The sequence below is a fragment of the Kitasatospora sp. RG8 genome, assembly GCF_017813315.1.
Taxonomy (GTDB): domain Bacteria; phylum Actinomycetota; class Actinomycetes; order Streptomycetales; family Streptomycetaceae; genus Kitasatospora.
Genome location: NZ_JAGIYX010000018.1, coordinates 122,892 through 147,855 on the forward strand (window position 1 = coordinate 122,892; position 24,964 = coordinate 147,855).

Genomic DNA, 24,964 nt, shown 5'->3' on the forward strand with positions numbered 1-24,964 from the left:
GCCGCGTGTCCGCACGGCGGGCCCGGGCGACGGGTGCTACTGGTGGACGCACGTCCCCCCGCCCCGAGAGGCAGGTCCCCCATGGCCAGAATCGCCGTGATCGGTGCCAACGGCACCGTCGGCGCCGCCGTCGTCGCGGAGGCCGTCGCGCGCGGCCACCACGTCACGGCCGTCGTCCGCGACCCGGCGCGCTACCGGGCCGGGGAGGTCGCGGTCGCACCTGGTGACGTGCTCGTCCCCGCGGACGTGGCCCGTGTCGCGGCCGGGCAGGACGTGCTGGTGAGCGCCGTCGGCGGCGACGGGCCGGGCCGCCAGGGGCTGATCGAGCCGGCCGCCCGCTCGCTGGTCGAGGGCCTGCGGACGCTCGGCGGCGCGGCGCCCCGGCTGCTCGTGGTCAGCGGCGCGGGCAGCCTGGAGACGGCGCCGGGCGTCCGGGTCTGGGACGCGCCCGGCGTGCCCGAGCGGCTGCTCCGGGTGATGCACGCCCACGGCGCGGCCCTGGAGTACCTGCGCACCGTCGAGGACGTCCGCTGGACCGCGCTCAGCCCGGCCGCCGAGCTCGTGCCGGGCGAGCGCACCGGCCGCTACCGCACCGGACTGGACCAGGCGCTCACCGACGCGTCGGGCCGGAGCTGGATCTCGGTGCCGGACTACGCCGTCGCCCTGGTCGACGAGGTCGAGCAGCCGGAGCACATCGGCGAGCGGTTCACCTGCGGCGCCGTGTGACGGCCCGGCCGTCCGGGCTCGTCGGGGCCGCACGGGGCGTGCCGGGGGGCGCCCCTCCGGGCTCGTCCGCGCGGCGCGGTGGCCGGCCGGGCGGGGCGTCAGCCGAGCTGGATCGAGCGCTTCGCGAGCCCCATCCAGAACCCGTCGATCACGCTGCGCTGGCTGCCGAGGTCGGCCTCGCCGGCGCCGAGCGTGACGAACAGCGGGGCGAAGTGCTCGGTGCGCGGGTGGGCGAGCCGCCCGGCGGGGGCCTTCCGCTCGAAGTCGAGCAACGCGTCGAGGTCCTCGGCCTCCAGGGCGCGCCGGCCCCAGTCGTCGAACTCGGCCATCACCGAGCTGATCCGGCCGTCGGCGCTGAGCGCCCGCAGGTTGTGGGTGAAGAACCCGCTGCCGACGATCAGCACCCCCTCGTCGCGCAGCGGGGCGAGCCGGCGGCCGATCTCCAGCAGCCGCTGCGGGTCGAGGGTGGGCATGGAGACCTGGAGGACGGGGACGTCCGCCTCCGGGAACATCTCCACCAGGGGGACGTACGCGCCGTGGTCGAGCCCGCGGTCGGGGATGTCCTGGACCGGCGTACCGGGGGCGCGCAGCAGCTTGCGCACGCGTTCGGCGAGCTCCGGTGCGCCGGGCGCGGCGTACTGGACCCGGTAGTAGTGCTCGGGGAAGCCCCAGAAGTCGTAGACCAGCGGCACGGTGGTGACGGCACCGAGGGCGAGCGGCGCCTCCTCCCAGTGCGCGGAGACCATCAGGACCGCCTTCGGGCGCGGCAGGTCGGCCGACCAGGCGGCCAGCTGGCCGGGCCAGACCGGGTCGTCGGCGAGCGGCGGCGCGCCGTGCGAGAGGTAGAGGGCGGGCATGCGCTCGGGGGCGGCGGTGCTCATGGCGGCTCCTCGGTTACTAGTTCAAATTTAAACCTCGACGCCTCGAAGGTACACCTTGGTTCGAATTTGAACAACAGGAGTACGCTTCCCCCATGCCCTCCATGCCTTCCACACCCCCCGCGAACGGCCCCCGTTCCGCGGACGGCACGCCTCCTGCGAGCGGTCCCCGTTCCGTGGGCGAACCCCGTTCCGCGAGCGACCCGCGCTGGCTCGACCAGGAGGAGATGGCCGCCTGGCGGGGCTTCGTCGCCGCGAGCAACCTGCTCAACCGCCGGCTGGAGCGCCAGCTCAAGGAGGACTCCGGCCTCTCCCACACCCAGTACGAGATCCTGGTGCACCTCTCCGCCGCCCCGGCCGGCTCACTGCGGATGACCGAACTGGCGGAGAAGCTGATCACCTCCAAGAGCGGCCTCACCTACCAGGTGACCCAGCTGGAGCGGATGGGCCTGGTCGGCCGCCGCTCCTGCCCGAGTGACGTGCGCGGCGTGTTCGCCGAACTCACCGACGAGGGGCGGGAGATGCTGCGCCAGGCCGCCCCCGGGCACGTCGCCCTGGTGCGCGAGCTGCTGATCGACGTGCTCAGCCGCGAGCAGCTCGCCGTCCTCGCCGAGGGCCTCGGCGAGGTCAGTGCCCGTCTACGGCTGGAGGACCGGGCGTAGCGTGCCTCCCACGGGCGCCGGCGTCGGTGCCCGTGCCGGCGCCAGGGCTGGTGCCCGCGCCCGTGCCCGCGGCAGGCCCGCCCGCGGCCGCGTCCGTGTCTCCCGCCCGGTCCAGCAACAGCGCGCGTTCCCGCGCGTTGCGGGTCAGCGCCGCCGCCCGCTCGAACTCCGCCCGCGCCTCCGCCGCCCGCCCGAGTCGTGCCAGCAGGTCGCCGCGGACGCTCGGCAGCAGGTGGTACTCGTGCAGGGCCGGTTCCGCCGCCAGCGCGTCCACCAGCTCCAGGGCGGCCGCCGGGCCGTCGGCCATCGAGACGGCCACCGCACGGTTCAGCTCCACCACCGGTGACGGCGTCAGGGCCATCAGCCGCCCGTACAGCGCGGCGATCGTCGCCCAGTCGGTGTCCTCGTAACGCACCGCCCGCGCGTGGCAGGCGGCGATCGCGGCCTGCACCGAGTACGGGCCGGTGCCGGCCCGCTGAAGCGCCGCGAACCCGCGCCGGATCAGCAGCCGGTCCCAGCGGGTCCGGTTCTGGTCGGCCAGCAGTACCGGCTGCCCGTCGGGGCCGGTGCGGGCCGCCGTCCGGGACGCCTGGAACTCCAGCAGTGCGGCCAGGCCGTGCACCTCGGGCTCGTCCGGGGCGAGTCCGGCCAGTACCCGGGCCAGCCGCAGCGCGTCCTCGCAGAGGGCGGGCCGGAGCAGGTCGTCGCCGGCGGTGGCCGAGTACCCCTCGTTGAAGATCAGATAGACGACCTCCAGCACCGAGGAGAGCCGGGCCGCCCGGTCCTCCCCGTACGGCACCTCGAACGGCACCCGGGCCGTGGCCAGCGTCCGCTTGGCCCGGACGATCCGCTGCGCCACCGTCGGCTCGGGCACCAGGAACGCGCGGGCGATCTCCTGGGTGGTCAGCCCGCCCAGCAGCCGCAGCGTCAGCGCGATCCGCGCCTGCGCCGAAAGCACCGGGTGGCAGGCGGTGAAGATCAGCCGCAACAGGTCGTCGTCGATGTCGTCCGGCCCGGCCGGCTCCGGAGGCGGCACGTCCTCCAGCGACCGACCGACCTCGGCGAGCTTGCGCGCGTACGTCTCCCTGCGGCGGACCAGGTCGATCGCGCGGTGCTTGGCGGTGGTCATCAGCCAGGCGCCCGGGCGGTCCGGGACACCCTGCTCCGGCCACTGCTCCAGCGCGGCGACCAGCGCGTCCTGCGCCAGCTCCTCGGCGATGCCCACGTCCCGCACGATGCGGGTGACACCGGCGATGATCCGCGCGGACTCGATCCTGAACACCGTCTCGACCGCCACGGCCGCGTTGCTCCCGCTCACGGCCACCCATCAGAGCAGCAGCCGGGGACCAGGGCAAACACGGCCGCGGAGAGTCGGGGCGTTCAGGGCGGGGCTCAGGCCTCCGGCGGGGTGGTGTCCCCGTCGATCTGGCGCAGCTCGGCGCCGACGGTCCAGCTCACCGGGTGGATCTCCAGGAAGCGCTTGGTCCACTCCAGGGCCTCGGCCTTGTCCTTGCACTGCATGATGGCGTAGCCGCCGATGACCTCCTTGGTCTCGGTGAACGGCCCGTCGGTGAAGCTGAGCTTCCCGCTCTGCCAGGTGATCCGGGTGCCGTCGGCGGTCGGCAGCAGCCCGGCGGTGTCGAGCATCACCCCGGCCTTGGTGATCTCCTCGAACAGCGCCCCCATCCGCTTCTCGAAGTCCGTGTCGAGCTGCATGTTCGGGGCGTCCTGCTCGTTGATGCGAATGAGGCTCATGAAGCGCGGCATGGTGACTCCTCGGTCAGGAGACGGGGCCGTTCCCCGTCTCTCACCCCTGCGTCGAACGGGGAACGGCCGGATCGACAGCCGCCCGGAAATTCTTCCGGGGGATTTCCGCCGCGGCCACCGGAGCCGTCCCTGCCCGCCCGGGGTACCGGGCCGCGCCGCGTGGCTCAGCGGGCCGGAGCCGTTCCTCCCCGCCCGGGGTATCGGGCTGGGCCGCGTGGCTCAGAGGGTCGGAGCCGCTCCTCTCCGCGAGGGGTGCCGGGTCGGGCGCCCGGCTCAGGCCGCCGGGGCGCAGAGCAGGGCCGCGCGGAGGTCGAGGCGGTCCTGGAGACGGGCCAGGTTGCGGCCGGTGAGGTCCTCGATGCGGCGGATCCGGTAGTGGACGGTGTTGACGTGGATGTGCAGGGTCTCGGCGGTGCGGGCCCACGAGCCGTCGTGGTCGAGGAAGGCCGCGAGGGTGCCGAGCAGCGAGACGCCGTTGTCGCGGTCGTGGGCGGCGAGCGGGGCCAGCAGGCGGGTGTGGAAGGCGGCGGTGACCTCGGGCGGGATGCCGCGCAGCAGCCCGGCCAGCGAGTCCAGCTCGGCGGCGGTGCCGATCGCTCCCGACGGGCCGTCCAGCAGGTACCGGGCCTGGACCAGGGCCGCCCGCAGCGGGCCCGCCGCGGCCGGGGCGGCCGGGCCGACGCCGAGGCGCAGGGTCCGCCGCCCGCTGAGGCGGGCCTGGAGGGCGGGCCGGGCGCGGCGCAGCCGGTCGGCGACCTGTGCGGCGGGCGCGGCGACCAGGGCGGCGGCCCGTCCGGCGCCGTCCGTCCCGGCGGCGTACGGGGCGTCCAGCGGGTGCAGTGCCTCGGCGAGTGCGTGCGCGGCCCACGCGGGCGGGGCGTCGTCGATCCGGGCGGCCACCGCGACCAGCGGTGCGCCACCCGGCGTGCCCGTGGGTAGCCCGCAGGCGGCCAGCGCTTCGGCGAGGCCGGTGCCCCCGTCCCCGGCCGCGCCGGTCGTACCGGCCAGTGCGTCCAGCAGGTGCGCGGCCGTCCGGCGCCGGCCGCCCGCCTCGGCGTGGGCGCGGACGGCGAGCGGGGCGAGCAGTTCGGCCAGCCCCTGGAGCACCGGCTCGGCCGCGGCGTCGCGGGCGTGCGGCCGCAGCCGCCACCCGGTGAACGGCGAGCCGTCCTGCGGGCCGACCGGCAGCCCGAGGTCGCCACGCCCGCCCGGTGCCGCCGGCCCGGCGACGAGCCGCCCGCCGGCCGTGGCGAGCGAGCAGTCCGGTACCCCGAGCCGCCCCACCGCGTGCGCGAGCACCTCGGCGGGGGCGGTGCCCGCGTGGATCAGCTCGGCGAGCTCGCGTCGGACGGTGCCGGGTATCGCGGCGGTGTCCTGGGCGCCGGCCCGGAGGTCGCCCCAGAGGCGCAGGTAGACGCGGTCGGTGACGGACCGGAAGCTGACGCCGGCGGGCACGGCGAGCAGCGGGATGCCGTGGGTGCGGCAGGCGTCGACCAGGCTCTCGGGGATGCTGCCGTGGGTGCCCTCCCCGGCGAGCAGGGCGGCGACGCCGGCGCTGCGCAGGGCGGTGGCGAAGCGGAGCGCGCCGGAGCCGTCGGCCGGCTGCCACCAGACCAGGCCGGTGAGGACGAGCTCGCCGGGCCGGAGGTAGCGGGCCGGGTCCTGGAGGTCGGTGGAGCTGATGCCGGTGGCCGGGCGGGCGAGCAGCTCCGGCGTGCCCCAGGCCAGCCGGATGTGCAGGTCGTCCAGGTCGAGCAGGTCTCCGACGATCATCTCTCTCGCTCCTTGTGCTCCGCGCCGGACCATGGCCATCGCACCTGCGAGGCCGACCGGCGCACGAGCATCGTAAATGCAAGCTGATGACCTGTAATCCCCCTTGGTGGATCATCCAGTTCGAGCCCCTGCGGATGGTGTCCGGAACCAGTCGTCCGCACCGTTGCCGCCTTGCTTGAATCGGTGTGGGGCGCACCGCAGTGTCTCCTCCGGTGCGCCCCGTATCCCGCTCCACGCATCCTTCGGGGTGCGGCCCGGCCCTCGCGGCCCCGGGTCTGCGTCCTGCCCTCTCAGTCCCCGGGTCCGCGCCCCGCCCCCGGCCTCCCGCCTCCGGCAGGTGCCTCCCCAGGGGGCGTTCATCCATCGCAACTGCGGCTGAATTGTCCCTTTCAGGCCTGCATGTGCGAATGGCCCGGCTCCGGCTCGGGTAGCACTTCTCCCGGACCGCGGCGACCGCACCGGCGCGGTCCGGGAGGAGCGTGGCACATGGGAGCGTCCGCCAGAGTCCGGCTGCACGGTCACCTGGACCGGCCGGCCGAGCTGACCGTCGAACAGCTGCGCGCGCTGCCCGCCCACCGGGTCGAGGTCGGCTTCGACTGCCTGACCGAGGGCGAGCAGCGCCACGGCTACGAGGGCCCGACCCTCTGGGACGTGCTGCGCGCCGCCGGCCCGCGGATCGACTTCACCGGCCGCAAGCAGCGGCTGCGCTTCCTGCTCTCCGTCAGCGGCGCCGACGGTCACCGTGCCGTCGTCTCCTGGGCCGAGATCGACCCCGAGTTCGCGGACCGGCGCATCCTGCTCGCCACCAGCATGGACGGCGCGCCGCTGGACGCCGCGGGCCCGCAGCTGGTCGTCCCCGACGACCGCTGCGGCGCCCGCTACGTCAGCGCGGTCACGGCCGTCTGGCTCGGTCCGCTGGAGCAGCCCGCTCCCTGAGGACTCCCGTCGCGGGCTGCCGACGGCGCTGTGCTGTCGGTGGCGTGCTGTCAGTGGCGTGCCGTCGGTGGTGTGTCGTCAGTGGCGCGCCGCCGGCGGTGCCGCCGAGGATCACGCGGCCGAGAGCGAGACCTCCGTCGACTTGATCAGCGCGACCACCGGCGAGCCGGCCGCCAGGCCCAGCTCGGCCGCCGCGTCGGCGGTGATCGCGGCGGTCAGCGCGCCGTCCGCCACGTCGACCTTCACCCCGGCCATCGCGGCGCCGGTGGCCACCTCGGCGACCGTGCCCGGGATCTGGTTGCGGATGCTCAGTCCGGCGACCGGGCCGGTGGCCAGCGAGACCTCGGTGGACTTCACCAGCGCCTGCACCGCACTGCCGGCGCCGAGGCCGAGGTCCTTCACGGCGTCCACGGTGACCGCCGCGGTGAGCTCCTGCCCGGAGGTGAGCCGGACCTTCACGGTGGCCATGACCTCGCCGGTCGTGACGGCGGTGACGGTGCCGGGGAGCTGGTTGCGAATGCTCAGGCTCATGGGTGGTGCCTCGTACTTTCGATCGCGGTTCAAGGGGTTCCCGATCGTGCCGTGATCAACCCTAGTGGCCGGAAAACCCATGGTCACACGCGTTGAGGGGGCCTCTCGCAGCTGCCGGGGCCGAGTGGTGGACAGGCTCGCATCTGCCTACTCTGTGGGTTCAGTTCATGCTGAATTCAGCATAGGCTGTACCGTTGGGACATGGAACCGACCGCCGAGAGCACCCGCAGCCCGCACCTCCCCGCCGAAGCGCAGGAGGCGGCCATGGAGCGTGTCGGCAGGGCCCTGGCCGACACCAGTCGGCGCCGCATCCTGCTCGCCCTGCTCGCCGCCCCGCACTACCCGGCCGACCTCGCCGAGGAGCTGAATCTGACCAGGGCCAACGTCTCCAACCACCTCGCCTGCCTGCGCGACTGCGGCCTGGTGCGGACCGTCCCCGAAGGCCGCCGCACCCGCTACCACCTGGCCGACGACCGCCTCGCCCACGCCCTGCGGGACCTGCTCGCCGCGGTCCTGCCCCTCGGAGAGGAGCACTGACATGGGAGCCGGCCACACCGTCGGCCACGCCGCCGGGCCCCCGGCCACGGTCGGCGGCGCGTACCGCCGCCGGATGCTGCTGGCCATCGCCGTCACCGGCACCGTCCTCGTCCTCCAGGTCGTCGGCGGCCTGCTCTCCGGCAGCCTCGCCCTGCTCGCCGACTCCGGCCACATGCTCACCGACCTCTCCGGAGTCACCCTGGCCCTGGTCGCCGTGCAGGTCGCCCAGCGCTCGCCCACCCTCCGCCGCACCTTCGGCCACTACCGGCTGGAGATCCTCGCCGCCCTCGCCAACTCCGCCCTCCAGCCCGAGCCCGCCACAACCCCGTTGTGCACGCCCCCGGTCCACGCCTGACCACGCCGCCGCTCCCCGCCGGACGACCGGCGGGGAGCGGTGTCCGTCCGGTCCGGCCACCTCGCCAACCCGGCCGGAAGTCGGCGGTCCTGCTGCCGTGCCGCGACCGATTGGGGAGGATGGGACGCATGAGTATCGATCACGCCTTCGCGCAGCGTTTCGCCGAGGAGTGGGTCGCGGTCTGGAACGCCCGTGACCTGGAGGCCGTCCTCGCCCACTACACCGACGACGTCGTCTTCGCCTCGCCCAGGATCGTCACGTTCATCGGCGAGCCCTCGGGGGAGGTGCGCGGCAAGGAGGCCCTGCGCGCCTACTGGGCCAAGGCGTTGGCGCAGTTGCCGGACCTGCACTTCGCGCTGGAGGACGTCCGGGTGTCGGTGGACACGGTCGTCATCAACTACCGCAACGAGCGCGGGACCGCCGTCTCGGAGGCGCTGACCTTCCGGGACGGCCTGGTCTGCCGGGGCTTCGGGGCGTACGCCGCCTGACGCCCGCGTCGTCTGCTGCTGTCACCTGCTGCTGTCGCCTGCCGCTGTCGCCTGCGGTGCGATCCGGGCGGCCAGGCCGAGTGCCCCCGCCCGGATCCGCTCCTCCCCCAACTCCGGTAGCAGCGCGGCCACATGCTCGGCCGCCAGTGCCGCGAGCAGGGCGTGTGCGTCGTGCTCCGGATCCGCCGCGCCGGCCCGGGTGAGCAGGATCGCCACGTGCCGGTGCCAGAACCGGTACGCCCCGATGCGGTAGCGGGCCCCGCGCGAGGCCGTCTCGGACATCCGCACCAGGTCGAGGTGTTCCAGCAGGTAGTCCAGGTACGCGTCCACGAACGCCGCCAGTCGCTCGCCGGGTGCCGTGCCGGGTGCCGTTCCCGGCCCGCCCGCTTCGTCCGCTTCGCCCGGCCCCAGTGGTGCGGGTCCGCGCAGGACCGCCTCCTGGAGTGCCCGTTCGCGCGCGTCCAGCAGGGCCACCCCGAGCCCGGCCTTGTCGCCGAAGCGCCGGAACAGCGTGCCCTTGCCGACCCCGGCCGCCGCCGCCACCTGGTCCATCGAGACCGCCTCGACCCCGTGCTCCGCGAACAGCCGGGCGGCGGCCTCCAGGACGGCGGCCCGGTTCCGGGCGGCGTCGGCCCGTTCGGCGGGTGGCGGGGTGCGCAGCAGCTCCAGTGCTACGGGCTCCCCGCCGGTCCCGGGGATTGCAGAAGCGGACTGCGGTCCGTTATTGTCGTGAGCCATAACCGGACTATAGTCCGAATCTCTAGGAGGTAGCGGCAATGACTGCACTCATCACCCGGGACGAACTGGCCGCGGCGATCGAGACGGGCTCCGTGACCGTGGTCGACGCCCTCGGCGGCGAGTACTACGCCAAGCAGCACCTGCCCGGCGCCGTCGCGCTGGTCCGAGCCGATGTGGACGAACTGGCGCCCACCCTGCTCCCCGACCGCGACGCCGCGATCGTCACCTACTGCTCCAACCCGGCCTGCCCCAACAGCGGCCAGGTCGCCGACCGCCTTACCGCCCTCGGCTACGCCAACGTCCGCAAGTACCGCGAGGGCATCGAGGATTGGGCCGACGCCGGCCTTCCCACCGAGTCCGCCTGAATCGAGGTCGGCTCCCGGCGTGCGGCGTGCGGCGTGCGGCGTGCGGCGTGCGGCACCCGGCATTCGGCGTCCGGCGGCCGCCTTGCTCGACCCCATGCGCAACTCTCTGGTTGCGCATGGGGATTCGGATGTGCAACCGTTGGGTGGCACATCCGGACGAGATGAGGTCTCAATGATCCCCGACACGATCGAACGCACCGTCGTCATCAATGCCACCCCGGAGCGGGTCTGGTCGGTGCTGACCGAACCCGCCTTCCTGGGAGGCTGGTTCGGCAACGGAGATCCCGTCAAGGTCGAACTGCGCCCCGGTGGCGTACTGATCTTCGACCACGGTGTTCACGGCACGATCCCGGCCCGCGTCGAGACGGTCGAGCCGCCGAGCGTCTTCTCCTGGCGCTGGTCCCAGGGCGCCGCCGGTGAGGAGCCGACCCCCTCCAACGCCACGCTCGTCGAGTTCACGCTGGCCGTGGACCAGGCCACGGGAGGCACCAGGCTCACGATGGTCGAGAGCGGCTTCGCCCGACTCGGCCTTTCGGCCGACGAGGTGGCGGACCGTCACCGTGCCAACGGTCGGAACTGGCCGGGCAAGCTCGACCAGCTGCGTGAGAGGTTCGAACACGCGGAAGCATGACCGGCGCGAACGACGGCGAACGGGCCTCCGGAGGGCGGGCGGTGGAAGCGACGGAGGAGGCGTTCTCCTGCACGGCGGCGCGCGGCCGAGTTCAGGAACGCGTCGTGGACGTCGCCACGGATGCGGCCGGGCGGGGTGGCGGGCCTTGGGGCTTCCTGGCCGCCAGGCGTGGGCCGCACCGGAGTTCGTGCCCCGGACCGGCGGCCGGCCCGGCTCCTGGGGGAGCCGGGCCGATGGCCGGGCCTGGAGGGGACGGGGCGTCCCGCGTGCGTCCCGGGACCGGAACGATCACCCGCCGTGGCGATGGGTTGCGCTCTTGACCGGGCCCGTCTCCCGCGGCAGCGGACGGGCCCTGGCCCGCTTCACCGACACCCCGCGCGCTAGGTCGAACTCCGCCGCCGGATCCTCGGCCGCGGTCCACGGGGCGGCGCCGCACCAGGGTCCGAGCAGCCGGAACTGTTCCAGTGCGGGCGCGTACAGGCCCGAGGTGTAGAAGAAGGAGGCGAGCAGGTGCCGCAGTGCGGGCAGGTGCGGATCGTCCGGCGGCACGGTCGCCAGAGCCGCCGCGACCGCCCTCAGCCGGCGCTTCGCCTGCGCCGAGGCCAGCAGCTTCCCGGCCGCGTTGCGCTTCGCCAGTTCGTGGACCGCGTGCAGGTAGATCCCGGGCAGCGGGCTGCCCGCCGGCGCGGCGTCCATGGCCCGCTCGGCGAACGCCAGCATCTCCCGGTCCGAGCCGTACCACTTGGCGCACCAGTACTGCATGCCCTGCCAGTGCCCCTCGTAGTGGTGCGGCGCCCGCTCGGCCAACCCGGCCCAGAGCGGCGCGAACTGCTCGGGCGTGTACTGCGCCCCGCGTGCCGCCGTCACCATGACCACCCACGGCCCCGGGTCCTCCGAGGAGAGCAGCGCGGCCCGCCGTGCGGCCTCGATCGCGGCCGGCAGCAGTTCCCGGAACCTCGCCATGTTCTCGGGCGGCACCTCGTGGGCGAACCCGGAACCGCGGATCGCCCACGCGCGGCGCACCAGCAGCTTGGCCTCCAGCGTGGCCGCGTCGCAGCAGTTCGGATCGGCGATCCGCCAGGCCGTCAGCCAGGCGTCGCCCGAGTCCGCGATCTCCGTCAGCAGTTCGAGTCGCGACCAGCGCTCGTCCCAGGACCGCCCGGCCCCGGCCACGTACGCGGCGGCGGGCCGCCAGTCCCCGTCCCAGGCGGCGTCGGCGATCGCCTGGGCCTCCCTGCGCAGCTCGGCGGACATCGGCGGGCCGGCGCGCTCCGGGTCCAGCTGAGCGCGCGGAGCCAGGCCGTACGCCGTGGGGTCGAAGCTGGTCCGCGCCCACCTCTGGGCGAGCCGGCGGAAGGGCTGGTCGTGCAGCGCGACGCAGGTGAGCGTGATCAAGACCAGGCCGAAAATAAGATCCACAGCGGCGAATCCTCCCTGCCGGGAGGCCGCGCGCGCAACGCGGAAATAGGCTCGCCGAACACCCTCTTCCGTGGAAACATGCCCCATATGGGGACGATTCTGCACGGCACCCACGTCACGCTCCGCCCGGCCACCGACGACGACGTCCCGGCCCTCGTGGCCATTCGCTCCACGCCCGAGGTGTACGCCCGCTGGCGGGGTGGCGACGACCTCGCCGACGCCGTCGCCACCGACCTCAAGGAGCCGGACACCGAGACCCTGGTGGTCGTGGTGGGGGGCCAGGTGGCCGGCGCGATCCAGTGGTACGCCGAGAACGACGACGAGTACCGGCACGCCGGCATCGACATCTACCTCGACCCGGCCCACCACGGCCACGGCCTCGGCACGGACGCCGTCCGCACCCTCGCCCGCCACCTCGTCGCCGACCACCACTACCATCGCCTGATCATCGACCCGGCGGCGGACAACACGGCGGCGATCCGCTGCTACGAGAAGGTCGGATTCCGCCCGGTCGGGACGATGCGCCAGTACGAACGCGGACCGGACGGCACCTGGCACGACAATCTGCTGATGGACCTGCTCGCCGACGAACTCGTCTAGCGGACTGGCGGAAACGCCTTTACCGCCCTACCGCGCCCCAAAACCCCTCGCGCCTGCTCGCCCCATTCGGTACGGTCTCGACCGCGTTCCCACTGCGGGGAGCCCACGGGCTCCGCGTCCGGCCGCCCCGGAAGTTCCCACGCTGAGAGCAGGTTTCGTCCATGGCATGTCGTATCGGTGAGCTCGTGCTCGGTTGCCGCGACCCCGAACTGTTGGCGCAGTTCTGGTGCGAGGTCCTGGGCTACGTCGTGGTCGGCCGGGAGGAGGGCTGCGTGGAGATCGGGACGCCGGAAGGGTTCGGCGGTCCGCAGCCCACGATCTTCTTCAGCCGCAGGGACGAGCCGGAGCAGGGCAAGTCCCGGCTGCACATAGACGTCAACCCCACCGACCGCGATCAGGACGCCGAGCTCGAACGCCTCCTGGCGCTCGGGGCGCGCCGGGCCGACATCGGCCAGACCGGCAACGAGCAGTGGCACGTACTCGCCGACCCCGAGGGCAATGAGTTCTGCCTGCTCAAGGCGCGCCTCAACCCGATCTGACGGTTCGGGACCGCTCCCCGTGGTCGACCGCCACCGTATGGCCGTGCGCCGGTCGGCACGGGGTGACGAGTGACGGGGTGACAAGTGAGGATGACGGGGCGGGGCTGCGCCGCGCAGGCGTCCTCCGCCTCGCTCCTACGGTCGCCTGCCCCAGATGCGGACGGTCAGGTCCGGCCGGTGACGGAGCATGGCGTCGGCGATCGTGTGGTGATCGACCGGAAGGGTGTTGGTCGAGAACGACGGGCGGTAGCCCATGCGGGCGTTCGCCCGGGCGATCCACGGCGCGCGGACCAGGTACCCGGCGGGGTCGTGCAGGACCAGCTCGACCATGTACGGAGTGAAGGCGGAGCCGGTGTTGACCGCCCGGACCCGGACCTCGGCGATCTCGTTCCAGGCGATCCGCCCCACCTGGACGTGCTCCAGCCCGGCCGCGTCCAGTACGAGCTCGGGCCGACGCCGGACGAGACGGCCCGTCAGCCCCACGGCGCAGGCCCCGAAGAACGTCACGCTGAGTGCGCCGACGAGCATGAACAGGACCGAGGGGGACATCATCATGGCGGCGCCCACCGCCACGAACGCCGCCGCGCCGGCCAGGTGCAGGGCCGCCCGGGGCCGGGAGGACGCGTACACGGTGGGTGGGAGGGCCGCCGTCTCGTCGATCACGCGGCACAAGGTACCGGCCGCCCTGGCCGGGCCGCCACCGCGGTGCGGCGACGTCCGCGGACGCCGCAGGCGCGACGTCCGCGGCCCGCTCCGGGCGCCGGGGGCGTCGCACTGACCTGACGTGGGCACGGGCCCGGCTCCTGGGGAGGAACCGGGCCCGTGCGTCGGGGCTTTCAGGTCAGGTCGGGTCAGGTCGATTCGGATCAGGCCGGGTCGAGTCGGGCCGGATCGGATCAGGTCGGGTGGGGTCCGGTCAGGAGACGAGCTTGACGACCGCGTCGGCCGCGGCCTTGCCCGCCGCGGCCAGGACCGCCTTCACGAGGTCGCCGAGGGCTCCCGTGATGCCGGCCGCGAGGGTGTCGGTCGCCTGCATGTCGGCCTTGAAGGTGCCGTTGAGGATGCCGTCCCACTTAGCGGTGATCTGCGGGTTGTTGCCGGTGAACGTGAAGTCGTCGTTCCGGTCGGGGGTGCCGAAGGGCAGGCCGGCCACGGTTCCTTCGGTGTGACCGGAGTGCTGGAAGGTGAAGACGGTTCCGTCCGGCGTCAGCACGGCGGCGGAGATCGTGTAGTCGATGTTGTCGAAACCGCTGTCGTGGGCGTGCGTGTTGAACGAGAAGAAGCCGTCCTGCCTCATCACGACGTGCGCCGAGCCCCCGATGGCGATGTCGGTCGTGAGGTCCTGGTCGAAGTTCTTGCTCGACGTGTCGTACCAGTAGTGGTCCTGGACGGAGGCGTCGCCGCCGACGAACCACATCTCCATGCTGCCGGGGATGCGGGAGACGGCGGCGATTCCGCTGGTGATGGAGGCGCTGCCGGCGGGCGCGAGTTCGAAGGCCTGCCAGGTGGAGCCCTCGTACCAGTAGCGGTCCTGCACCGAGCCGTTGGGCCCGACGAACCACATCTCCATGCTGCCGGGGATACGGGAGACGGCGGCGATTCCGGTGTGGGTGGAGGCGCTGCCGGCGGGCGCGAGTTCGAAGGCCTGCCAGGTGGAGCCCTCGTACCAGTAGCGGTCCTGCACCGAGCCGTTGGGCCCGACGAACCACACCTCCATGCTGCCCGGGATGCGCGAGACCGCCGCGACGCCGCTGGTGCTGGACGCACTGTTGGGCGGCGAGAGCTCGAAGGCCTGCCAGGTGGCGCCCTCGTACCAGTAGCGGTCCTGCACCGAGCCGTTCCCGCCGACGAAGAAGACCTCCATGCTGCCGGGGATGCGCGAGACGGCGGCGATTCCGCCGATGGTCGACGCGGTGCCGGCGGAGGAGAGTTCGAAGGCCTGCCAGGTGGAGCCCTCGTACCAGTAGTGGTCCTGCACCGAGCCGTTCCCGCCGATGAAGAAGACCTCCATGCTGCCGGGGATGCGCGAGACGGCGGCGATTCCGCCGGTGGTGGCGGCGCTGCCGGGGGGTGCGAGTTCGAAGGCCTGCCAGGTGGAGCCCTCGTACCAGTAGCGGTCCTGCACCGAGCCGTTGGCCCCGATGAAGAAGACCTCCATGCTGCCGGGGATGCGCGAGACGGCGGCGATGCCGCCGTTGACGGAGGCGCTGCCGGCGGGCGCCAGCTCGTAGCGCTTCCACGGCGAACCGTCGTACCAGTAGGCCCCCTGGACCGAGCCGTTCGGCGCGACCCACCAGACCTCCATGCTGCCGTCGATCCGGGAGACCGCGGCCACCCGGCTCGACAGGTCCGAGCTGCCGGCCGAGGAGAGCGTGAATTGGTTCCAACTCATCTGGGATCCTCCAGTGCTTCGCTGTCGGAACTCCCGGGCCGGAAGTCCGGCCCGGTCCGCGTGAGGTGGCGTCCGGTTACCCGGGGTGACTGCCCAACGCGTGCTCTCACGTTAGGAATTCGCCAGGACGGGGGGCATGAGGCCGTGGTCCCGAGTGCGTCCCGGGACCAGTGCACCAGGCGGGCGCGCCCGCGTGGGACAAGCGGCGCCGGCCGTTCACCGAGCCCCCCGCGCCCGGTGAACGGCCGGCGTGTCCGTGAGGCGACCGGCCGGTCCGGTCCGTCGTTGCGGCCGGTGCCGATCCGTTGTGCCGCCGTCGTGCCCGTCCGTCGTGCCGCCGTCGTGACGGCCCGTTGCGCCGCCGTCGTGCCGCCGTCGTGCCCGTCCGTCCTGCCGCCGCCCCCGCCCTGCCGCGGGGTCAGCGGTAGTACCCCTCCACCACCGCCCGCACCTCGTCGTGCAGTGCCGGGCCGTCCTGCGGGACGGGCCGGCGGCCGCTGCCCGGACGGATGGCCAGGAGCTGTTCGCCGGACAGCGCGAACACCACCCGCTGCAGGCCCGCCTGCTGGATGACGGCCTCGCACATCCCGCACGGCTGGCAGCTGGTGTACATCGTGGTCCGCGCCGCCGTGACGGCGTCCAGCTCACGTGCGGCCCAGCGCGCCAGCTTCAGCTCCGGGTGCGCGGTGATGTCCCGGTCGGTGAGGGTCGTGTTGCGCTCCTCGGCCAGTACGGTGCCGTCCGGCCCGGCCAGCAGCGATCCGTACGGCGGGTTGCCGCTCGCGCGTGCCTCGGCCGCGAGCGCGATGGCTCGCCGGAGGAGGGGGTGGTCGTCGGGGGTGGTCATGAGTGCTCCGTACGGGTGCGGGGTGGGCGGAACTGGGCGGCCACCGTGGCGAGTGACCGCCAGGCCGTCTCGGGGTGGAGGGTTTCGCGGGGGTCGCCGCCGTAGGGGTCGAGGACGACGGTGTCGGCGCCCAGCAGCCGCAGCTGGTCGAGGTCGGCCATGATCTGGTCGATCGTGCCCTCCCCGGCGAGCCGTTGCGGCCCGTCGAGGGGCGTCGCGGTGGGCTTGAGCGCGATCCGGGGCGCGAAGGCGGGTACGGGGAGCTGCTGTTCGTCCGCGAGCTCCTTGAGCCTGGCCACGGACTCGCGCAGCACCGGCATGGTGCAGCGCAACGGGTGCCAGGCGTCCCCGAGCCGCACGGCCCGGCGCAGGCCCGCCTCGCTGTTGCCGCCGACCCAGACGGGAATCCGACGGCTTCCGTAGGCGGCGGTGTCCGCCCAGGCGGCCCGGACGGCCCGGAGGTGGTCGTCGGTCAGCCGTCCGCGGCGCTCGAAGGGGATGCCGAGGGCGGCGAACTCCTGCCGGGCCCAGCCCACCCCCACCCCGAGGACCAGCCGGCCGTCGCTCAGCTCGTTCAGGTTGGCGGCCATCCGGGCGGTGAGCAGCGGGTGCCGGTAGGGGGCGATGAGGACGGTCGTGCCGAGGCGGATCCGGGTGGTGATGCCGGCCAGCCAGGAGAGGGTGGTGAACGGTTCGTAGAAGGGGGCCGGGTAGCGCTCGGCGACGTCGGACGTGATGGCGACGTGGTCCGAGACCATCAGCAGGTCGAAGCCCAGGCCTTCCACGGTGAGAGCCCAGCTGCGCAGGACTCCCGGGTCCGCGCCGGGGCCGAAGTTGAGGACGTTGACTCCGATCTTCACGACGCCAAGGCTAGTCAGGCGGTCCGGGTCTCCAGAAGGGATTCCGGCCTGTTCGGACGCGGTTCGGCCGTGGATTCACCGGTAATCTGGGCGGATGACCGAGAGTCTTGACGAGACGGACTGGGCGATCCTCGCCGAGCTCCAGCAGGACGGCCGGCTCCCGTTCACGGAGCTGGCACGGCGGGTGAACCTGAGCGCGTCGGCGACGACGGAACGGGTGCGGCGGCTGGAGGCGGCCGGGGTGATCACCGGCTACCGCGCGGAGGTGGACCTGGAACGGACCGGGCACGCGGTGCTGGCGGTGGTCCGCCTGAAGTACCCGGGGCCGGGGACGCGGCACGAGCCGCTGCGCCGGCTGGTGAATGAACGCCCGGAGATCCTGGAGTGCCTGCGGACCACGGGCGACGACTGTTACGTCCTGAAGGTGGCGACCACGTCGATGGGCCACCTGGAGGAGGTCGTGGACGCACTGGCCCAGTTCGGGAGCACGACCACCAATCTCGTCCTCAGCCGGACACTGCCGTTCCGCGGTCCGGGCGGTCCGGGCGCGCCGCGCGGGCTGCGGGGGCAGCGGGAGGACGCCCGGCCGCTCTGAGCCCGGCCGCTCCGACTCCGACGCCGGGGGACCACCTGCTGATCCGGCCTCGTGGCCCGCGTCCCGCCGCTGCGTCCCGGGCTCCCAGGTTGCTCCCAGGAACGGGCAACCGAACGGCCGTTCCTTGCTGTCTCTCCTGTCACCGGGCACACGGGCCCGGGCGGCACAGGAACTGGGCACCGGAACGCGATGAACCTGACTGGCACTCCCTTCTTCGTCCTCACGATCGTGCTGTTCGTGGGTTCCCTCGCGCTGGCCATGGCGCAGTGGCGGGGCAGAGGGGTCTTCAGGCGGGTGCCGGGCACTCAGCACCCGCAGCCCACAGCCGAATCGGGCACGCCCACCGCCGATTCGGGCACGCAGGCGGCGGAGCAGGGCGCGCCGAACCCGGACCAGGGGGAGCCCGCCACGCAGCAGGGCGCACCGGGTGCGGGCCGGCCGGTGCCGGCCGCCAGGCCGTGGCGCGGCCCGCTGCGGGCGCTCTCCTACTTCGGGACCATCCTGCTCTGTCAGTTCACCGCCGTGACCCTGGTGTTCGTGGTGGTCAACAACGAGAACCAGCTCTACGACAGCTGGGGCGACCTGCTGGGCACCTCGAACCACGTCCGCGCCGTCCCCGTGCCCCCGAAGGACGAGGGCCTCGCCGGGGACCGGGCCGCCGCGTCCGCGGGGGCCTCCGCCGGGGCCTCCGCCACGTCCGCGCCCAAGGTCCCGCAGGCCTTCCACGCGCCCGACTCCGACGCCGTGCCCAGGAGCGTGAAGCAGGCCGACCTCAAGGGCAAACTCTCCGGCGTCGACGGCGAGGTCCTGGTCTGGACGCCCCCGCAGTACGACGACCCCGCGTACAAGGACAAGACCTTCCCGGTGGTCGAGCTGCTCGTCGGCTACCCGGGATCCTCCAGCGCCTGGTTCGGCGAGACCATGGACGCGACCAAGCAACTCGAACCACTCATGAAGTCAGGGCAGGTGACGCCCTTCATCCTGGTCTCGCCACGCGTCACCCTCCTCGGCAAGACCGACACGGGCTGCGCCGACGTCCCGGGCAAGGTCAACGCCGACACCTGGCTCTCGCGTGACGTGCCGCAGATGGTCATGGACAACTTCCGGGCCGACACCACCGCCGACCGCTGGGCCCTGTCCGGCTACTCGGCCGGCGCCCACTGCGCCACCCGCCTCGCCCTGTCCCACCCCAACCGCTACCGTGCGGCGGTCAGCATGTCGGGCTACAACGACCCGGCCGGCGAGCCCGTCTCGCTGACCGCCAAGGACCCGAAGCTGCGCGAGACCTCCAACCCGCTCTACATCCTCACCCACGCCCCCACCCCGCCGAACGTCGCGCTCTACGTGACGGGCAAGCGCGGCGACGGCCTGGAGGACGCGACCGCCCTCCAGCAGGCCGCCAAGAGCCCCACCAGCATCACCCCCGTCGAGACCACCGGCGCCCACCTCACGTCGACCTGGAAGCCGCTGGTCGTCCCGACCTTCAAGTGGCTGACCGGGATCATCCCGGCCCGGTAGGCAGGGGGACCGCCGCGCGCGGCCGCCCGTACCCCCGTGCCCCGAGTGCGGGTGTACGGGGGCAGGGGACGCGGGTGTGGGCACGCCCGGCCGACGGCCCGGAGGTTCACGCCTCCGGGCCGTCGGCGCGTCCTCAGGTCGTCGTGACCGTCCGCCGCCGTCGGCGTTCGCCGCGGACGCCGACCGTCAGAGCCAGTGCGGTCGCCGCTGCCAGGACTCCCCAGACCGGTGCGAACCCGTCGGCGGAGTCCTTGAGCAGGCCGATGGCGGGCGGAGCGAGGATGACGGCGAGCTGGGTGACCGCCATGACCAGGCCGAGCGCGGAGCCCGTTCTGCCCGGTGGGGCCGACTCGGCCACGTGGGCGACCCACGGGCCGTACCAGCCGATGCCGAAGAACCCCAGCCAGGTGAACAACACGCAGGCCGCGAGCGGCGCCTGGCCGAGGGGCGTCAGCAGTGCCACGAGCCCCACGACCACCGCGGCCATGCACGCCAGTACGGGGGTGTAGCGACCGGAGCGACTGCGGTCGCTCCAGGTGGCCAGGCAGATGCGCCCGGCCACTCCCGCGCCCTGCACCGCGACGAGGACGGCGGCTGTCGGACCGGGCCCGAGCGCCGTCGTGCCGTGGAGGTACAGCGCCGTCAGAACGCCGATGCCGCACTGGACCGAGATCAGGCTCATGCCGGAGAGCACGACGTTCACCATGGCCGGTTCCCGCAGCATCCGTACCCGGTCGCCGAGTTGCTCCGCGAGCGGGACGTGCGGACCCTTCCCGGCCGGAGTGCCCGGAGTGCCCGGAGTGCCCGGAGTGCCCCGACCGCCGGGAGTACCCGGGGCGTCAGTGGCGGGCGGTTGCCGGTAGCAGCCCATGAAGACCCCGGCTCCCAGCAGTGCTACGAGCCCACCGGCCGCGAACGCCGCCCACAGGCCGTAGGTGTCGGCGAGGCGGGGCAGGACGGCGGCGGCGAGCGCCCCGCCCAGCGGTAGGCCCGCCTGGCGGACGCCCATCGCGAAGCCCCGCCGGGACGGGGCGAACCAGGACGCCACCGACTTGCTCCCGCCGGGCTGCGCGGTGCTGTAACCCGCGCCGACGACCAGCAGGAGGAGGAGCAGCGAGCCGAAGCCCTGCGCCAGGCTGCCCGCGGCGAGGGCGGCGGCGACCACGCAGGCGCCGATCCCGACGACCCAGCGCTCGTTGTAGCGGTCCAGCAGCTCCCCGGCCACCAGAAGGCCGGCCAACGGGACGAACTGGGCCGCCGAGAGCAGGAGTCCGAGCTGGGCGGTGCTCAGGTCCAGGTCACGCTGGAGCGGGACGCCCATGGCTCCGATGCCCTGGACGAAGAAGCAGGACGCGGCCTGGGTGAAGGTGGCGATGCCGAGGACGGCCCACCGGTACCGGCCGGCAGGCGGCGAGGCATCGGCGGGGGCCGGGGCCGGAGCGGTGGCTGGAACGGCGGCCGGACCGGGGGGAGCAGTGGGAGCGGTGGCGGGAGTGCCGGCCGCCGGCAGGTTGCGGCCGGTCACGGGCGCCAGTACAGGGCCGGATCGGGATGGTCCGTGAAGCCGAGCGCGCGGTAAAGCGGTTCGCCCTCGTGGGAGGCGTACAGGTCGACGCGGGCGACGTCGCGCTCGCGGAACCAGTCGAGCAGGCCGTGCATGATCGCGCGGCTGTGGCCGCGCCGCCGGTACGCGGGGGCGGTGACGACGCCGATCACCAGGCCGACCCGGCCGTTGCGCAGGTGCGGACCGGGGAGCCGCTGTTCGACCGAGCCGATGCCGCAGGCGGCGAGGCCGTCACCGTCCTCGCCGTCCACGACGAGGATCCGCATGGCGCCTGCTGCGAGCTGCCGCTTCAGGACGTCGGCCAGTGCCGCCCGCCAACTGTCGTCCGCCGAAGCGGGGTTGAAGTACTCGCCGCCGAGGTGTTCGAACAACAACGCCCGCAGGCGTACGAGTTCGGCGACATCGCTCTCGACGGCCGGCCTTACAGGGGTTCGGTGTGCGACGGGGTGACTCATGCCCACCAGCGTGCTGTCATGGTCTTGTGCACCTCAACCCTTACGGCGAGGACGCCGTGAAGCTGGCCGCCGACCTCGCCAACCGGCGCCCCACCACCGCCGAGGAGCTCGCCGACCGCTGCCGCGCGGCCGGGCTCGTGGTGGACGGCCCGGCCACGCCGCAGGACCTGGAGCGCGCGGCGGCCGTGCTGGACGCCTGGGAGAAGGTGGTCGACGCCGTCGACGAGCGCGAGCGCGCCGCGCTGCTCAACCGGATGCTGGCCGCCGCCGCGGACCATCCGCGGCTGACCGACCACTCCGGCGACGGCTGGCACCTGCACTACCGGGACGACCGGCAGCCGCTCGGTCGGCTGCTCTGCTCGCTGATCGCCGTCGGCACCGCACTGCACCTGGTCGGGCGGGGCATGCACCGCCTCGGCCGGTGCGCGGTCGCCGAGTGCACCACGATCTTCGCCGACGCCACGCGCACCGGGCGGCAGCGTTACTGCTCCCAGCGGTGCGCCAACCGTGACGCGGTCCGCCGCCACCGCGCGAGGCACGCACGCTGACGGCGGACCCTGCTCAGGTAGCGGTGCCGGTCCCGGTGCCTCCCTCCCGGTTCGGCTCCCCTGCCTCCCGTACTTCCCGTACTTCCCGTACTTCCCGTGTCTCCCGTGGCCCGTGCTCCGCCGCTTCCGCGAGGCGTTTGACGGCGGCCAGTCGGCGGTCCCAGTTGGTGGCCAGTGCCGCCATCCAGCGCGCCGTGGCGTCAAGGGCGGCCGGCCGTACCGCGTACCGGACCTCCCGGCCGACCCGGCCGCCGGTGACCAGGCCGGCCGCGTCCAGGACGGCGAGGTGCTTGACCACGGCCTGCCGCGAGACGGGGAGTTGCCCGGCGAGGGTGGTCGCACTGGCCTCGCCGTGGGCGGCGAGCAGGTCGAGCAGCAGGCGCCGGGTCGGGTCGGCCAGCGCGGCGAGCACGCTGTCCACCGGTTCACCCGGAACGCCCGGTTCGCCCCGAACGCCCGGCTGCCCCTGTTCTGGACCCTCCGGGTGCGTGCCGGTCACACCGACGACTCTTCGACGCGCTTCTTGAAGGCGTCCAGCACCTGCGGCCAGCCGCCGGTGTTGTCCTTCAGGGCCTGGCTGCGCAGCTCCTCGGAGCCGGCCAGCGCCGCGAACCCGCTCTCCACGACGCGCAGGCGCGTGTTGTCGCCCTCCTGGGAGAGCGTGAACTCGACGAGGGTGCTGTTGTCCGCGCGCAGCTCCTCGCCGGGGAAGGCGCTGGCCCAGCGGTAGGCCAGGTAGGTCGGCGGTTCGACCTTCTCCACCCACACGGGGAACTCGCCGTACTCGGGGTTGGTCACGACGGTCGACTCGCCCTCCTCGGCCGTGGTGCCGGCCAGGCTCGCCTCCTCGGCGACCCAGAATCCGGGCTGGGCCACCAGCGGCCACACCCGCTCCACGGGTGCCTCGATCAGGATCTCGCGCTCGATCCGGTCGTCGCTCATGTTGTGCTCCTTGGTTGCTGCCAACGGGTGCAACTCTAGGGTTGCACGTTGGGGAGGGTGGTGCAATCGAAGAGTTGCACGCCGACCGGGGGATCGTGATGTGCGGGACCTGGTCCCCGCTCCGTAAAGCACTGGGGGCGGCGGCGGCCGCCGTGCTTACATGGGCCGCATGGTGTCGACCGACCGACTTCTGGCATTCGCGGCCATGTCCTTCCTGCTGATCGTGATCCCCGGTCCCAGTGTGCTGTTCGTGATCGGGCGGGCCCTCGCGCAGGGTCGCCGGGCCGCCCTGACCACCGTGGTGGGGAACACGCTCGGAGCGTACGCACTCGTCGTGGCCGTGGCCTTCGGAGTCGGGGCGGTCGTGGAGCGCTCGGTGCTCGTCTACACGGGACTGAAGCTCGCCGGCGCCGCGTACCTGGTGTACCTCGGCGTCAAGGCGGTGCGGCAACGCGGTTCGTTCCAGGCCGTGTTCGCCGGTGAGGGCCCTGCGCACGGCGGCCTGCGCACACTGTGGGAGGGGTTCGCGGTCGGTGTGGCCAACCCCAAGACCATGATCTTCTTCGCTGCCGTCCTGCCGCAGTTCGTGGACCGCGAGCGGGGGCACGTCGCGGTCCAGATGCTGCTGCTCGGCCTGATCTTCAATGCGATCGCGGTCGTCTCCGACAGCGTGTGGGGCCTGGTCGCGGCCACCACACGCGACTGGTTCGCCCGTTCACCGCAGCGGCTGGCCCTGGTCGGCGGGGCCGGCGGGCTCACCATGATCGGCCTCGGCGTCACCGTCGCCGTGACGGGCCGGAAGGACTGACCCGGCCGGAAGGACTGACCCGGCCGGAAGGACCGACTCCTCCCGGCCGGCCCCCGTCCGTCCGCGGGCCGGTGCCTCTGCGGGCGGCCCGCGCGCGTCGGCGCACCGTCAGGGCCTCGCGCCCCCACCGCGACCCGCCTGCGCGAACGCGCGCCAGGCGACCGCACACACCACCGCCGACGCCGCCAGCGCCCACCCCGTGTCCACGGACACGGCGGCGCCCATCACCACCACTCCCAGCGTCGCGCCGACCTGCCGGACGGCGTTCAGCAGCCCGCCCACCGCGCCGGCCGTGCCCTCCGGGGCGACACCGATGACGGCCGCGACCAGGGCCGGCAGCACGTACGAGACCCCGAAGCCGGTCATCAACAGGCCCACCGCCAGCCAGGCGTAGCCGCCCCCGGCGAAGACCGTCCCGGCGAGCACCGCGGCGCCGCCGGTCAGCAGGGCGAGACCCGCCAGAATCGGCGGCCGGGTACCGACCCGCGCCACGATCCGGCCCGTGAACGGCGGGTTGACGGCGAACGGGACGGTCAGCGGCAGGAAGGCGAGGCCGGTCTGCAACGGGCCGAGGCGCCACCTCTCCTGGAGCAGCAGCGGCAGCACGAACAGGCCGCCGGTCAGTGCGAAGTTCACCGCCGCGCCGGCCAGCAGCCCCGCCCGTACCCGGGCGGAACGGAGCAGGGCCCGGTTCAGCACCGGTGCCTGGCTGCGCCCTTCCAGCCGTCCGAGTGCCATCGCCGACACCCCGAACCCGGCCGCCGAGCAGGCCGCGTGGGCCCACGCCTGCGCGCCGGCGGCGATCAGCGCGTCCGTGAGCAGGGCCAGCGCCGCGGCGGCGGCCAGCTGGGCGGGCCAGTCGATCCGGCGCCGGCCGCGCGGGCAGGCCACCGCGCGGCCGGCGGTCAGCGCCAGAACGGCCGTGCCGACGGGCACGTTGACCAGGAAGACCGCCCGCCAGCCGGCCCACTCGACCAGTGCGCCGCCCGCGAGCGGGCCGGTCGCCACGGCCGCGCCGCTGGTCGCCGCCCAGGCCGAGACCGCGCGCGCCCGTGCCGCCGGCTCCGGGTAGAGCCGGGCGATCATCACCATCATGGCCGGCACGCTCGCGGCCGCGGCGGCCCCCAGCACGGCGCGCAGCAGGACGAGCGCCCAGAGCGCGGGCGCGAACGCGCTGAGCAGGGAGGCGAGCGCGAACACGGCGATCCCGCCCCGGAACAGCCGCTCGGCGCCGTAGCGGTCCGCCGCCGCGCCCGCCGACAGCAGCAACGCGGCGAACACCACGGTGTAGCCGGTGGTCGCCCACTGGAGCCCGGCCACCGAGGTACCGAGCGAGGCGGCGAGATCGGGCTCGGCCACCGAGAGCACGGTCATGTCCAGCAGCACCATGAAGTAGCCGAGCGCGATGCCCGCCAGCGCGCGCCGCCGCCCGGGCGGGGTGGTGGCCGACGCGGGGTCGGCCGGTGAGGTCAGAAGGGTCATGCCGGTGA

29 protein-coding genes and 1 pseudogene are annotated in these 24,964 nt (G+C 73.7%); 14 read left to right on the plus strand and 16 right to left on the minus strand.

Annotation, left to right across the window (positions count from 1 at the left end; genetic code table 11):
* Positions 1 to 81: 81 nt before the first annotated feature.
* Complete coding sequence (locus J5Y04_RS25230; RefSeq protein ID WP_209414456.1) at positions 82 to 726, plus strand: NAD(P)-dependent oxidoreductase; 645 nt, start codon at positions 82 to 84, stop codon at positions 724 to 726.
* A 98-nt stretch (positions 727 to 824) separates the two neighbouring features.
* Here J5Y04_RS25230 and J5Y04_RS25235 read toward each other — a convergent pair whose 3' ends face one another.
* Complete coding sequence (locus tag J5Y04_RS25235; RefSeq protein ID WP_209414458.1) at positions 825 to 1,607, minus strand: dioxygenase; 783 nt, start codon at positions 1,605 to 1,607, stop codon at positions 825 to 827.
* 224 nt (positions 1,608 to 1,831) lie between these two features.
* Between J5Y04_RS25235 and J5Y04_RS25240 the strand changes: the two genes are divergently transcribed.
* Entirely contained in the window at positions 1,832 to 2,266 is a 435-nt protein-coding gene (locus tag J5Y04_RS25240; protein WP_245205418.1) for a MarR family winged helix-turn-helix transcriptional regulator, read from the plus strand.
* Here the strand turns inward: J5Y04_RS25240 and J5Y04_RS25245 are convergent.
* The 3 genes from J5Y04_RS25245 to J5Y04_RS25255 all read right to left on the minus strand — a co-directional run bounded on the left by J5Y04_RS25245 (position 2,232) and on the right by J5Y04_RS25255 (position 5,806).
* Complete coding sequence (locus tag J5Y04_RS25245; RefSeq protein ID WP_209414460.1) at positions 2,232 to 3,590, minus strand: RNA polymerase sigma factor; 1,359 nt, start codon at positions 3,588 to 3,590, stop codon at positions 2,232 to 2,234. The genes J5Y04_RS25240 and J5Y04_RS25245 overlap by 35 nt on opposite strands.
* Before the next feature lie 68 nt (positions 3,591 to 3,658).
* Complete coding sequence (locus J5Y04_RS25250) at positions 3,659 to 4,033, minus strand: YciI family protein (protein WP_209414467.1); 375 nt, start codon at positions 4,031 to 4,033, stop codon at positions 3,659 to 3,661.
* A gap of 273 nt (positions 4,034 to 4,306) precedes the next feature.
* Positions 4,307 to 5,806: a PucR family transcriptional regulator gene (locus J5Y04_RS25255; protein ID WP_209414469.1), complete on the minus strand. Its 1,500-nt coding sequence runs from the start codon at positions 5,804 to 5,806 to the stop codon at positions 4,307 to 4,309.
* 486 nt (positions 5,807 to 6,292) lie between these two features.
* Here J5Y04_RS25255 and J5Y04_RS25260 point away from each other — a divergent pair, with 486 nt between their 5' ends.
* Positions 6,293 to 6,742 carry a molybdopterin-dependent oxidoreductase gene (locus J5Y04_RS25260; RefSeq protein WP_209414471.1) on the plus strand — a complete coding sequence of 150 codons (450 nt, stop codon included), beginning with the start codon at positions 6,293 to 6,295 and terminating at the stop codon, positions 6,740 to 6,742.
* A 111-nt stretch (positions 6,743 to 6,853) separates the two neighbouring features.
* Here the strand turns inward: J5Y04_RS25260 and J5Y04_RS25265 are convergent, their stop codons facing one another.
* On the minus strand, positions 6,854 to 7,273 hold the full coding sequence (locus J5Y04_RS25265; RefSeq protein WP_209414480.1) for a molybdopterin-binding protein: 420 nt from the start codon (positions 7,271 to 7,273) through the stop codon (positions 6,854 to 6,856).
* 264 nt (positions 7,274 to 7,537) lie between these two features.
* On the opposite strand from J5Y04_RS25265, the gene J5Y04_RS25270 reads away from it, so the two are divergent.
* From J5Y04_RS25270 to J5Y04_RS25280, 3 genes are all read left to right on the plus strand, one after another.
* The gene (locus J5Y04_RS25270; RefSeq protein WP_209414641.1) at positions 7,538 to 7,810 is read left to right on the plus strand and encodes a helix-turn-helix transcriptional regulator; all 273 of its coding nucleotides are present in this window, start codon (positions 7,538 to 7,540) and stop codon (positions 7,808 to 7,810) included.
* 1 nt (position 7,811) lies between these two features.
* A complete protein-coding gene (locus J5Y04_RS25275) occupies positions 7,812 to 8,165 on the plus strand; it encodes a cation diffusion facilitator family transporter (protein WP_209414481.1) in 354 nt (117 codons plus the stop codon).
* 128 nt (positions 8,166 to 8,293) lie between these two features.
* Positions 8,294 to 8,653, plus strand: a complete 360-nt coding sequence (locus tag J5Y04_RS25280) for a nuclear transport factor 2 family protein (protein WP_245205384.1) — start codon at positions 8,294 to 8,296, stop codon at positions 8,651 to 8,653.
* 21 nt (positions 8,654 to 8,674) lie between these two features.
* On the opposite strand, the gene J5Y04_RS25285 is transcribed toward J5Y04_RS25280, so the two are convergent.
* Positions 8,675 to 9,391, minus strand: coding sequence for a TetR/AcrR family transcriptional regulator (locus J5Y04_RS25285; RefSeq protein ID WP_209414482.1), 717 nt, complete (start codon positions 9,389 to 9,391; stop codon positions 8,675 to 8,677).
* A 38-nt stretch (positions 9,392 to 9,429) separates the two neighbouring features.
* Here J5Y04_RS25285 and J5Y04_RS25290 point away from each other — a divergent pair, with 38 nt between their 5' ends.
* Together J5Y04_RS25290 and J5Y04_RS25295 are read left to right on the plus strand one after the other, a co-directional pair.
* A complete protein-coding gene (locus J5Y04_RS25290; RefSeq protein ID WP_209414485.1) occupies positions 9,430 to 9,756 on the plus strand; it encodes a rhodanese-like domain-containing protein in 327 nt (108 codons plus the stop codon).
* Between the two features lie 172 nt (positions 9,757 to 9,928).
* Positions 9,929 to 10,387, plus strand: coding sequence for an SRPBCC domain-containing protein (locus J5Y04_RS25295; protein ID WP_209414495.1), 459 nt, complete (start codon positions 9,929 to 9,931; stop codon positions 10,385 to 10,387).
* A 288-nt stretch (positions 10,388 to 10,675) separates the two neighbouring features.
* On the opposite strand, the gene J5Y04_RS25300 is transcribed toward J5Y04_RS25295, so the two are convergent.
* Complete coding sequence (locus J5Y04_RS25300; protein ID WP_209414497.1) at positions 10,676 to 11,806, minus strand: hypothetical protein; 1,131 nt, start codon at positions 11,804 to 11,806, stop codon at positions 10,676 to 10,678.
* An 87-nt stretch (positions 11,807 to 11,893) separates the two neighbouring features.
* Between J5Y04_RS25300 and J5Y04_RS25305 the strand changes: the two genes are divergently transcribed.
* Positions 11,894 to 12,406, plus strand: coding sequence for a GNAT family N-acetyltransferase (locus J5Y04_RS25305; protein WP_209414505.1), 513 nt, complete (start codon positions 11,894 to 11,896; stop codon positions 12,404 to 12,406).
* A 161-nt stretch (positions 12,407 to 12,567) separates the two neighbouring features.
* Positions 12,568 to 12,945, plus strand: a complete 378-nt coding sequence (locus J5Y04_RS25310) for a VOC family protein (RefSeq protein ID WP_209414507.1) — start codon at positions 12,568 to 12,570, stop codon at positions 12,943 to 12,945.
* Positions 12,946 to 13,080: 135 nt separating this feature from the next.
* Here the strand turns inward: J5Y04_RS25310 and J5Y04_RS25315 are convergent, their stop codons facing one another.
* The 4 genes from J5Y04_RS25315 to J5Y04_RS25330 form a co-directional block, all read right to left on the minus strand.
* Positions 13,081 to 13,608: an STM3941 family protein gene (locus tag J5Y04_RS25315; RefSeq protein WP_307853280.1), complete on the minus strand. Its 528-nt coding sequence runs from the start codon at positions 13,606 to 13,608 to the stop codon at positions 13,081 to 13,083.
* 253 nt (positions 13,609 to 13,861) lie between these two features.
* Entirely contained in the window at positions 13,862 to 15,337 is a 1,476-nt protein-coding gene (locus J5Y04_RS25320; RefSeq protein ID WP_209414509.1) for a hypothetical protein, read from the minus strand.
* Between the two features lie 418 nt (positions 15,338 to 15,755).
* On the minus strand, positions 15,756 to 16,184 hold the full coding sequence (locus J5Y04_RS25325) for a nucleoside deaminase (RefSeq protein ID WP_209414511.1): 429 nt from the start codon (positions 16,182 to 16,184) through the stop codon (positions 15,756 to 15,758).
* The gene (locus J5Y04_RS25330) at positions 16,181 to 17,044 is read right to left on the minus strand and encodes a TIGR03619 family F420-dependent LLM class oxidoreductase (RefSeq protein WP_209414513.1); all 864 of its coding nucleotides are present in this window, start codon (positions 17,042 to 17,044) and stop codon (positions 16,181 to 16,183) included. The genes J5Y04_RS25325 and J5Y04_RS25330 overlap by 4 nt, the downstream gene beginning before the upstream one ends.
* A 94-nt stretch (positions 17,045 to 17,138) precedes the next feature.
* Between J5Y04_RS25330 and J5Y04_RS25335 the strand changes: the two genes are divergently transcribed.
* Positions 17,139 to 17,639 carry an Lrp/AsnC family transcriptional regulator gene (locus J5Y04_RS25335; protein WP_209414515.1) on the plus strand — a complete coding sequence of 167 codons (501 nt, stop codon included), beginning with the start codon at positions 17,139 to 17,141 and terminating at the stop codon, positions 17,637 to 17,639.
* A gap of 189 nt (positions 17,640 to 17,828) precedes the next feature.
* Entirely contained in the window at positions 17,829 to 19,157 is a 1,329-nt protein-coding gene (locus J5Y04_RS25340; RefSeq protein WP_245205385.1) for an esterase family protein, read from the plus strand.
* A gap of 133 nt (positions 19,158 to 19,290) precedes the next feature.
* Here J5Y04_RS25340 and J5Y04_RS25345 read toward each other — a convergent pair whose 3' ends face one another.
* Both J5Y04_RS25345 and J5Y04_RS25350 read right to left on the minus strand, forming a co-directional pair.
* Positions 19,291 to 20,682, minus strand: a complete 1,392-nt coding sequence (locus J5Y04_RS25345; protein ID WP_307853281.1) for an MFS transporter — start codon at positions 20,680 to 20,682, stop codon at positions 19,291 to 19,293.
* Entirely contained in the window at positions 20,679 to 21,176 is a 498-nt protein-coding gene (locus J5Y04_RS25350) for a GNAT family N-acetyltransferase (RefSeq protein WP_209414517.1), read from the minus strand. Before J5Y04_RS25350 ends, J5Y04_RS25345 begins: the two co-directional genes overlap by 4 nt.
* 26 nt (positions 21,177 to 21,202) lie before the next feature.
* Here J5Y04_RS25350 and J5Y04_RS25355 point away from each other — a divergent pair, with 26 nt between their 5' ends.
* Positions 21,203 to 21,724, plus strand: coding sequence for a CGNR zinc finger domain-containing protein (locus J5Y04_RS25355; protein ID WP_209414519.1), 522 nt, complete (start codon positions 21,203 to 21,205; stop codon positions 21,722 to 21,724).
* A 115-nt stretch (positions 21,725 to 21,839) separates the two neighbouring features.
* On the opposite strand, the pseudogene J5Y04_RS25360 reads toward J5Y04_RS25355, so the two are convergent.
* Positions 21,840 to 22,145, minus strand: a pseudogene (locus tag J5Y04_RS25360) (ArsR/SmtB family transcription factor); the annotation flags it as partial.
* A 74-nt stretch (positions 22,146 to 22,219) separates the two neighbouring features.
* Entirely contained in the window at positions 22,220 to 22,666 is a 447-nt protein-coding gene (locus J5Y04_RS25365; protein ID WP_209414651.1) for an SRPBCC domain-containing protein, read from the minus strand.
* Between the two features lie 160 nt (positions 22,667 to 22,826).
* Here J5Y04_RS25365 and J5Y04_RS25370 point away from each other — a divergent pair, with 160 nt between their 5' ends.
* Entirely contained in the window at positions 22,827 to 23,474 is a 648-nt protein-coding gene (locus J5Y04_RS25370) for a LysE family translocator (protein ID WP_374106103.1), read from the plus strand.
* A gap of 108 nt (positions 23,475 to 23,582) precedes the next feature.
* On the opposite strand, the gene J5Y04_RS25375 is transcribed toward J5Y04_RS25370, so the two are convergent.
* A complete protein-coding gene (locus J5Y04_RS25375; RefSeq protein WP_209414524.1) occupies positions 23,583 to 24,956 on the minus strand; it encodes an MFS transporter in 1,374 nt (457 codons plus the stop codon).
* Positions 24,957 to 24,964: the final 8 nt, after the last annotated feature.

Coding starts and splice junctions, on each gene's coding strand:
- J5Y04_RS25320 (WP_209414509.1), bottom strand. CDS start 15,337: ATGAGTTGGAACCAATTCACGCTCTCCTCGGCCGGCAGCTCGGACCTG.
- J5Y04_RS25265 (WP_209414480.1), bottom strand. CDS start 7,273: ATGAGCCTGAGCATTCGCAACCAGCTCCCCGGCACCGTCACCGCCGTC.
- J5Y04_RS25285 (WP_209414482.1), bottom strand. CDS start 9,391: ATGGCTCACGACAATAACGGACCGCAGTCCGCTTCTGCAATCCCCGGG.
- J5Y04_RS25280 (WP_245205384.1), top strand. CDS start 8,294: ATGAGTATCGATCACGCCTTCGCGCAGCGTTTCGCCGAGGAGTGGGTC.
- J5Y04_RS25270 (WP_209414641.1), top strand. CDS start 7,538: ATGGAGCGTGTCGGCAGGGCCCTGGCCGACACCAGTCGGCGCCGCATC.
- J5Y04_RS25305 (WP_209414505.1), top strand. CDS start 11,894: ATGGGGACGATTCTGCACGGCACCCACGTCACGCTCCGCCCGGCCACC.
- J5Y04_RS25370 (WP_374106103.1), top strand. CDS start 22,827: ATGGGCCGCATGGTGTCGACCGACCGACTTCTGGCATTCGCGGCCATG.
- J5Y04_RS25325 (WP_209414511.1), bottom strand. CDS start 16,184: ATGACCACCCCCGACGACCACCCCCTCCTCCGGCGAGCCATCGCGCTC.
- J5Y04_RS25240 (WP_245205418.1), top strand. CDS start 1,832: ATGGCCGCCTGGCGGGGCTTCGTCGCCGCGAGCAACCTGCTCAACCGC.
- J5Y04_RS25310 (WP_209414507.1), top strand. CDS start 12,568: ATGGCATGTCGTATCGGTGAGCTCGTGCTCGGTTGCCGCGACCCCGAA.
- J5Y04_RS25295 (WP_209414495.1), top strand. CDS start 9,929: ATGATCCCCGACACGATCGAACGCACCGTCGTCATCAATGCCACCCCG.
- J5Y04_RS25375 (WP_209414524.1), bottom strand. CDS start 24,956: ATGACCCTTCTGACCTCACCGGCCGACCCCGCGTCGGCCACCACCCCG.
- J5Y04_RS25260 (WP_209414471.1), top strand. CDS start 6,293: ATGGGAGCGTCCGCCAGAGTCCGGCTGCACGGTCACCTGGACCGGCCG.
- J5Y04_RS25275 (WP_209414481.1), top strand. CDS start 7,812: ATGGGAGCCGGCCACACCGTCGGCCACGCCGCCGGGCCCCCGGCCACG.
- J5Y04_RS25255 (WP_209414469.1), bottom strand. CDS start 5,806: ATGATCGTCGGAGACCTGCTCGACCTGGACGACCTGCACATCCGGCTG.
- J5Y04_RS25340 (WP_245205385.1), top strand. CDS start 17,829: ATGAACCTGACTGGCACTCCCTTCTTCGTCCTCACGATCGTGCTGTTC.
- J5Y04_RS25290 (WP_209414485.1), top strand. CDS start 9,430: ATGACTGCACTCATCACCCGGGACGAACTGGCCGCGGCGATCGAGACG.
- J5Y04_RS25365 (WP_209414651.1), bottom strand. CDS start 22,666: ATGAGCGACGACCGGATCGAGCGCGAGATCCTGATCGAGGCACCCGTG.
- J5Y04_RS25350 (WP_209414517.1), bottom strand. CDS start 21,176: ATGAGTCACCCCGTCGCACACCGAACCCCTGTAAGGCCGGCCGTCGAG.
- J5Y04_RS25235 (WP_209414458.1), bottom strand. CDS start 1,607: ATGAGCACCGCCGCCCCCGAGCGCATGCCCGCCCTCTACCTCTCGCAC.
- J5Y04_RS25250 (WP_209414467.1), bottom strand. CDS start 4,033: ATGCCGCGCTTCATGAGCCTCATTCGCATCAACGAGCAGGACGCCCCG.
- J5Y04_RS25230 (WP_209414456.1), top strand. CDS start 82: ATGGCCAGAATCGCCGTGATCGGTGCCAACGGCACCGTCGGCGCCGCC.
- J5Y04_RS25335 (WP_209414515.1), top strand. CDS start 17,139: ATGACCGAGAGTCTTGACGAGACGGACTGGGCGATCCTCGCCGAGCTC.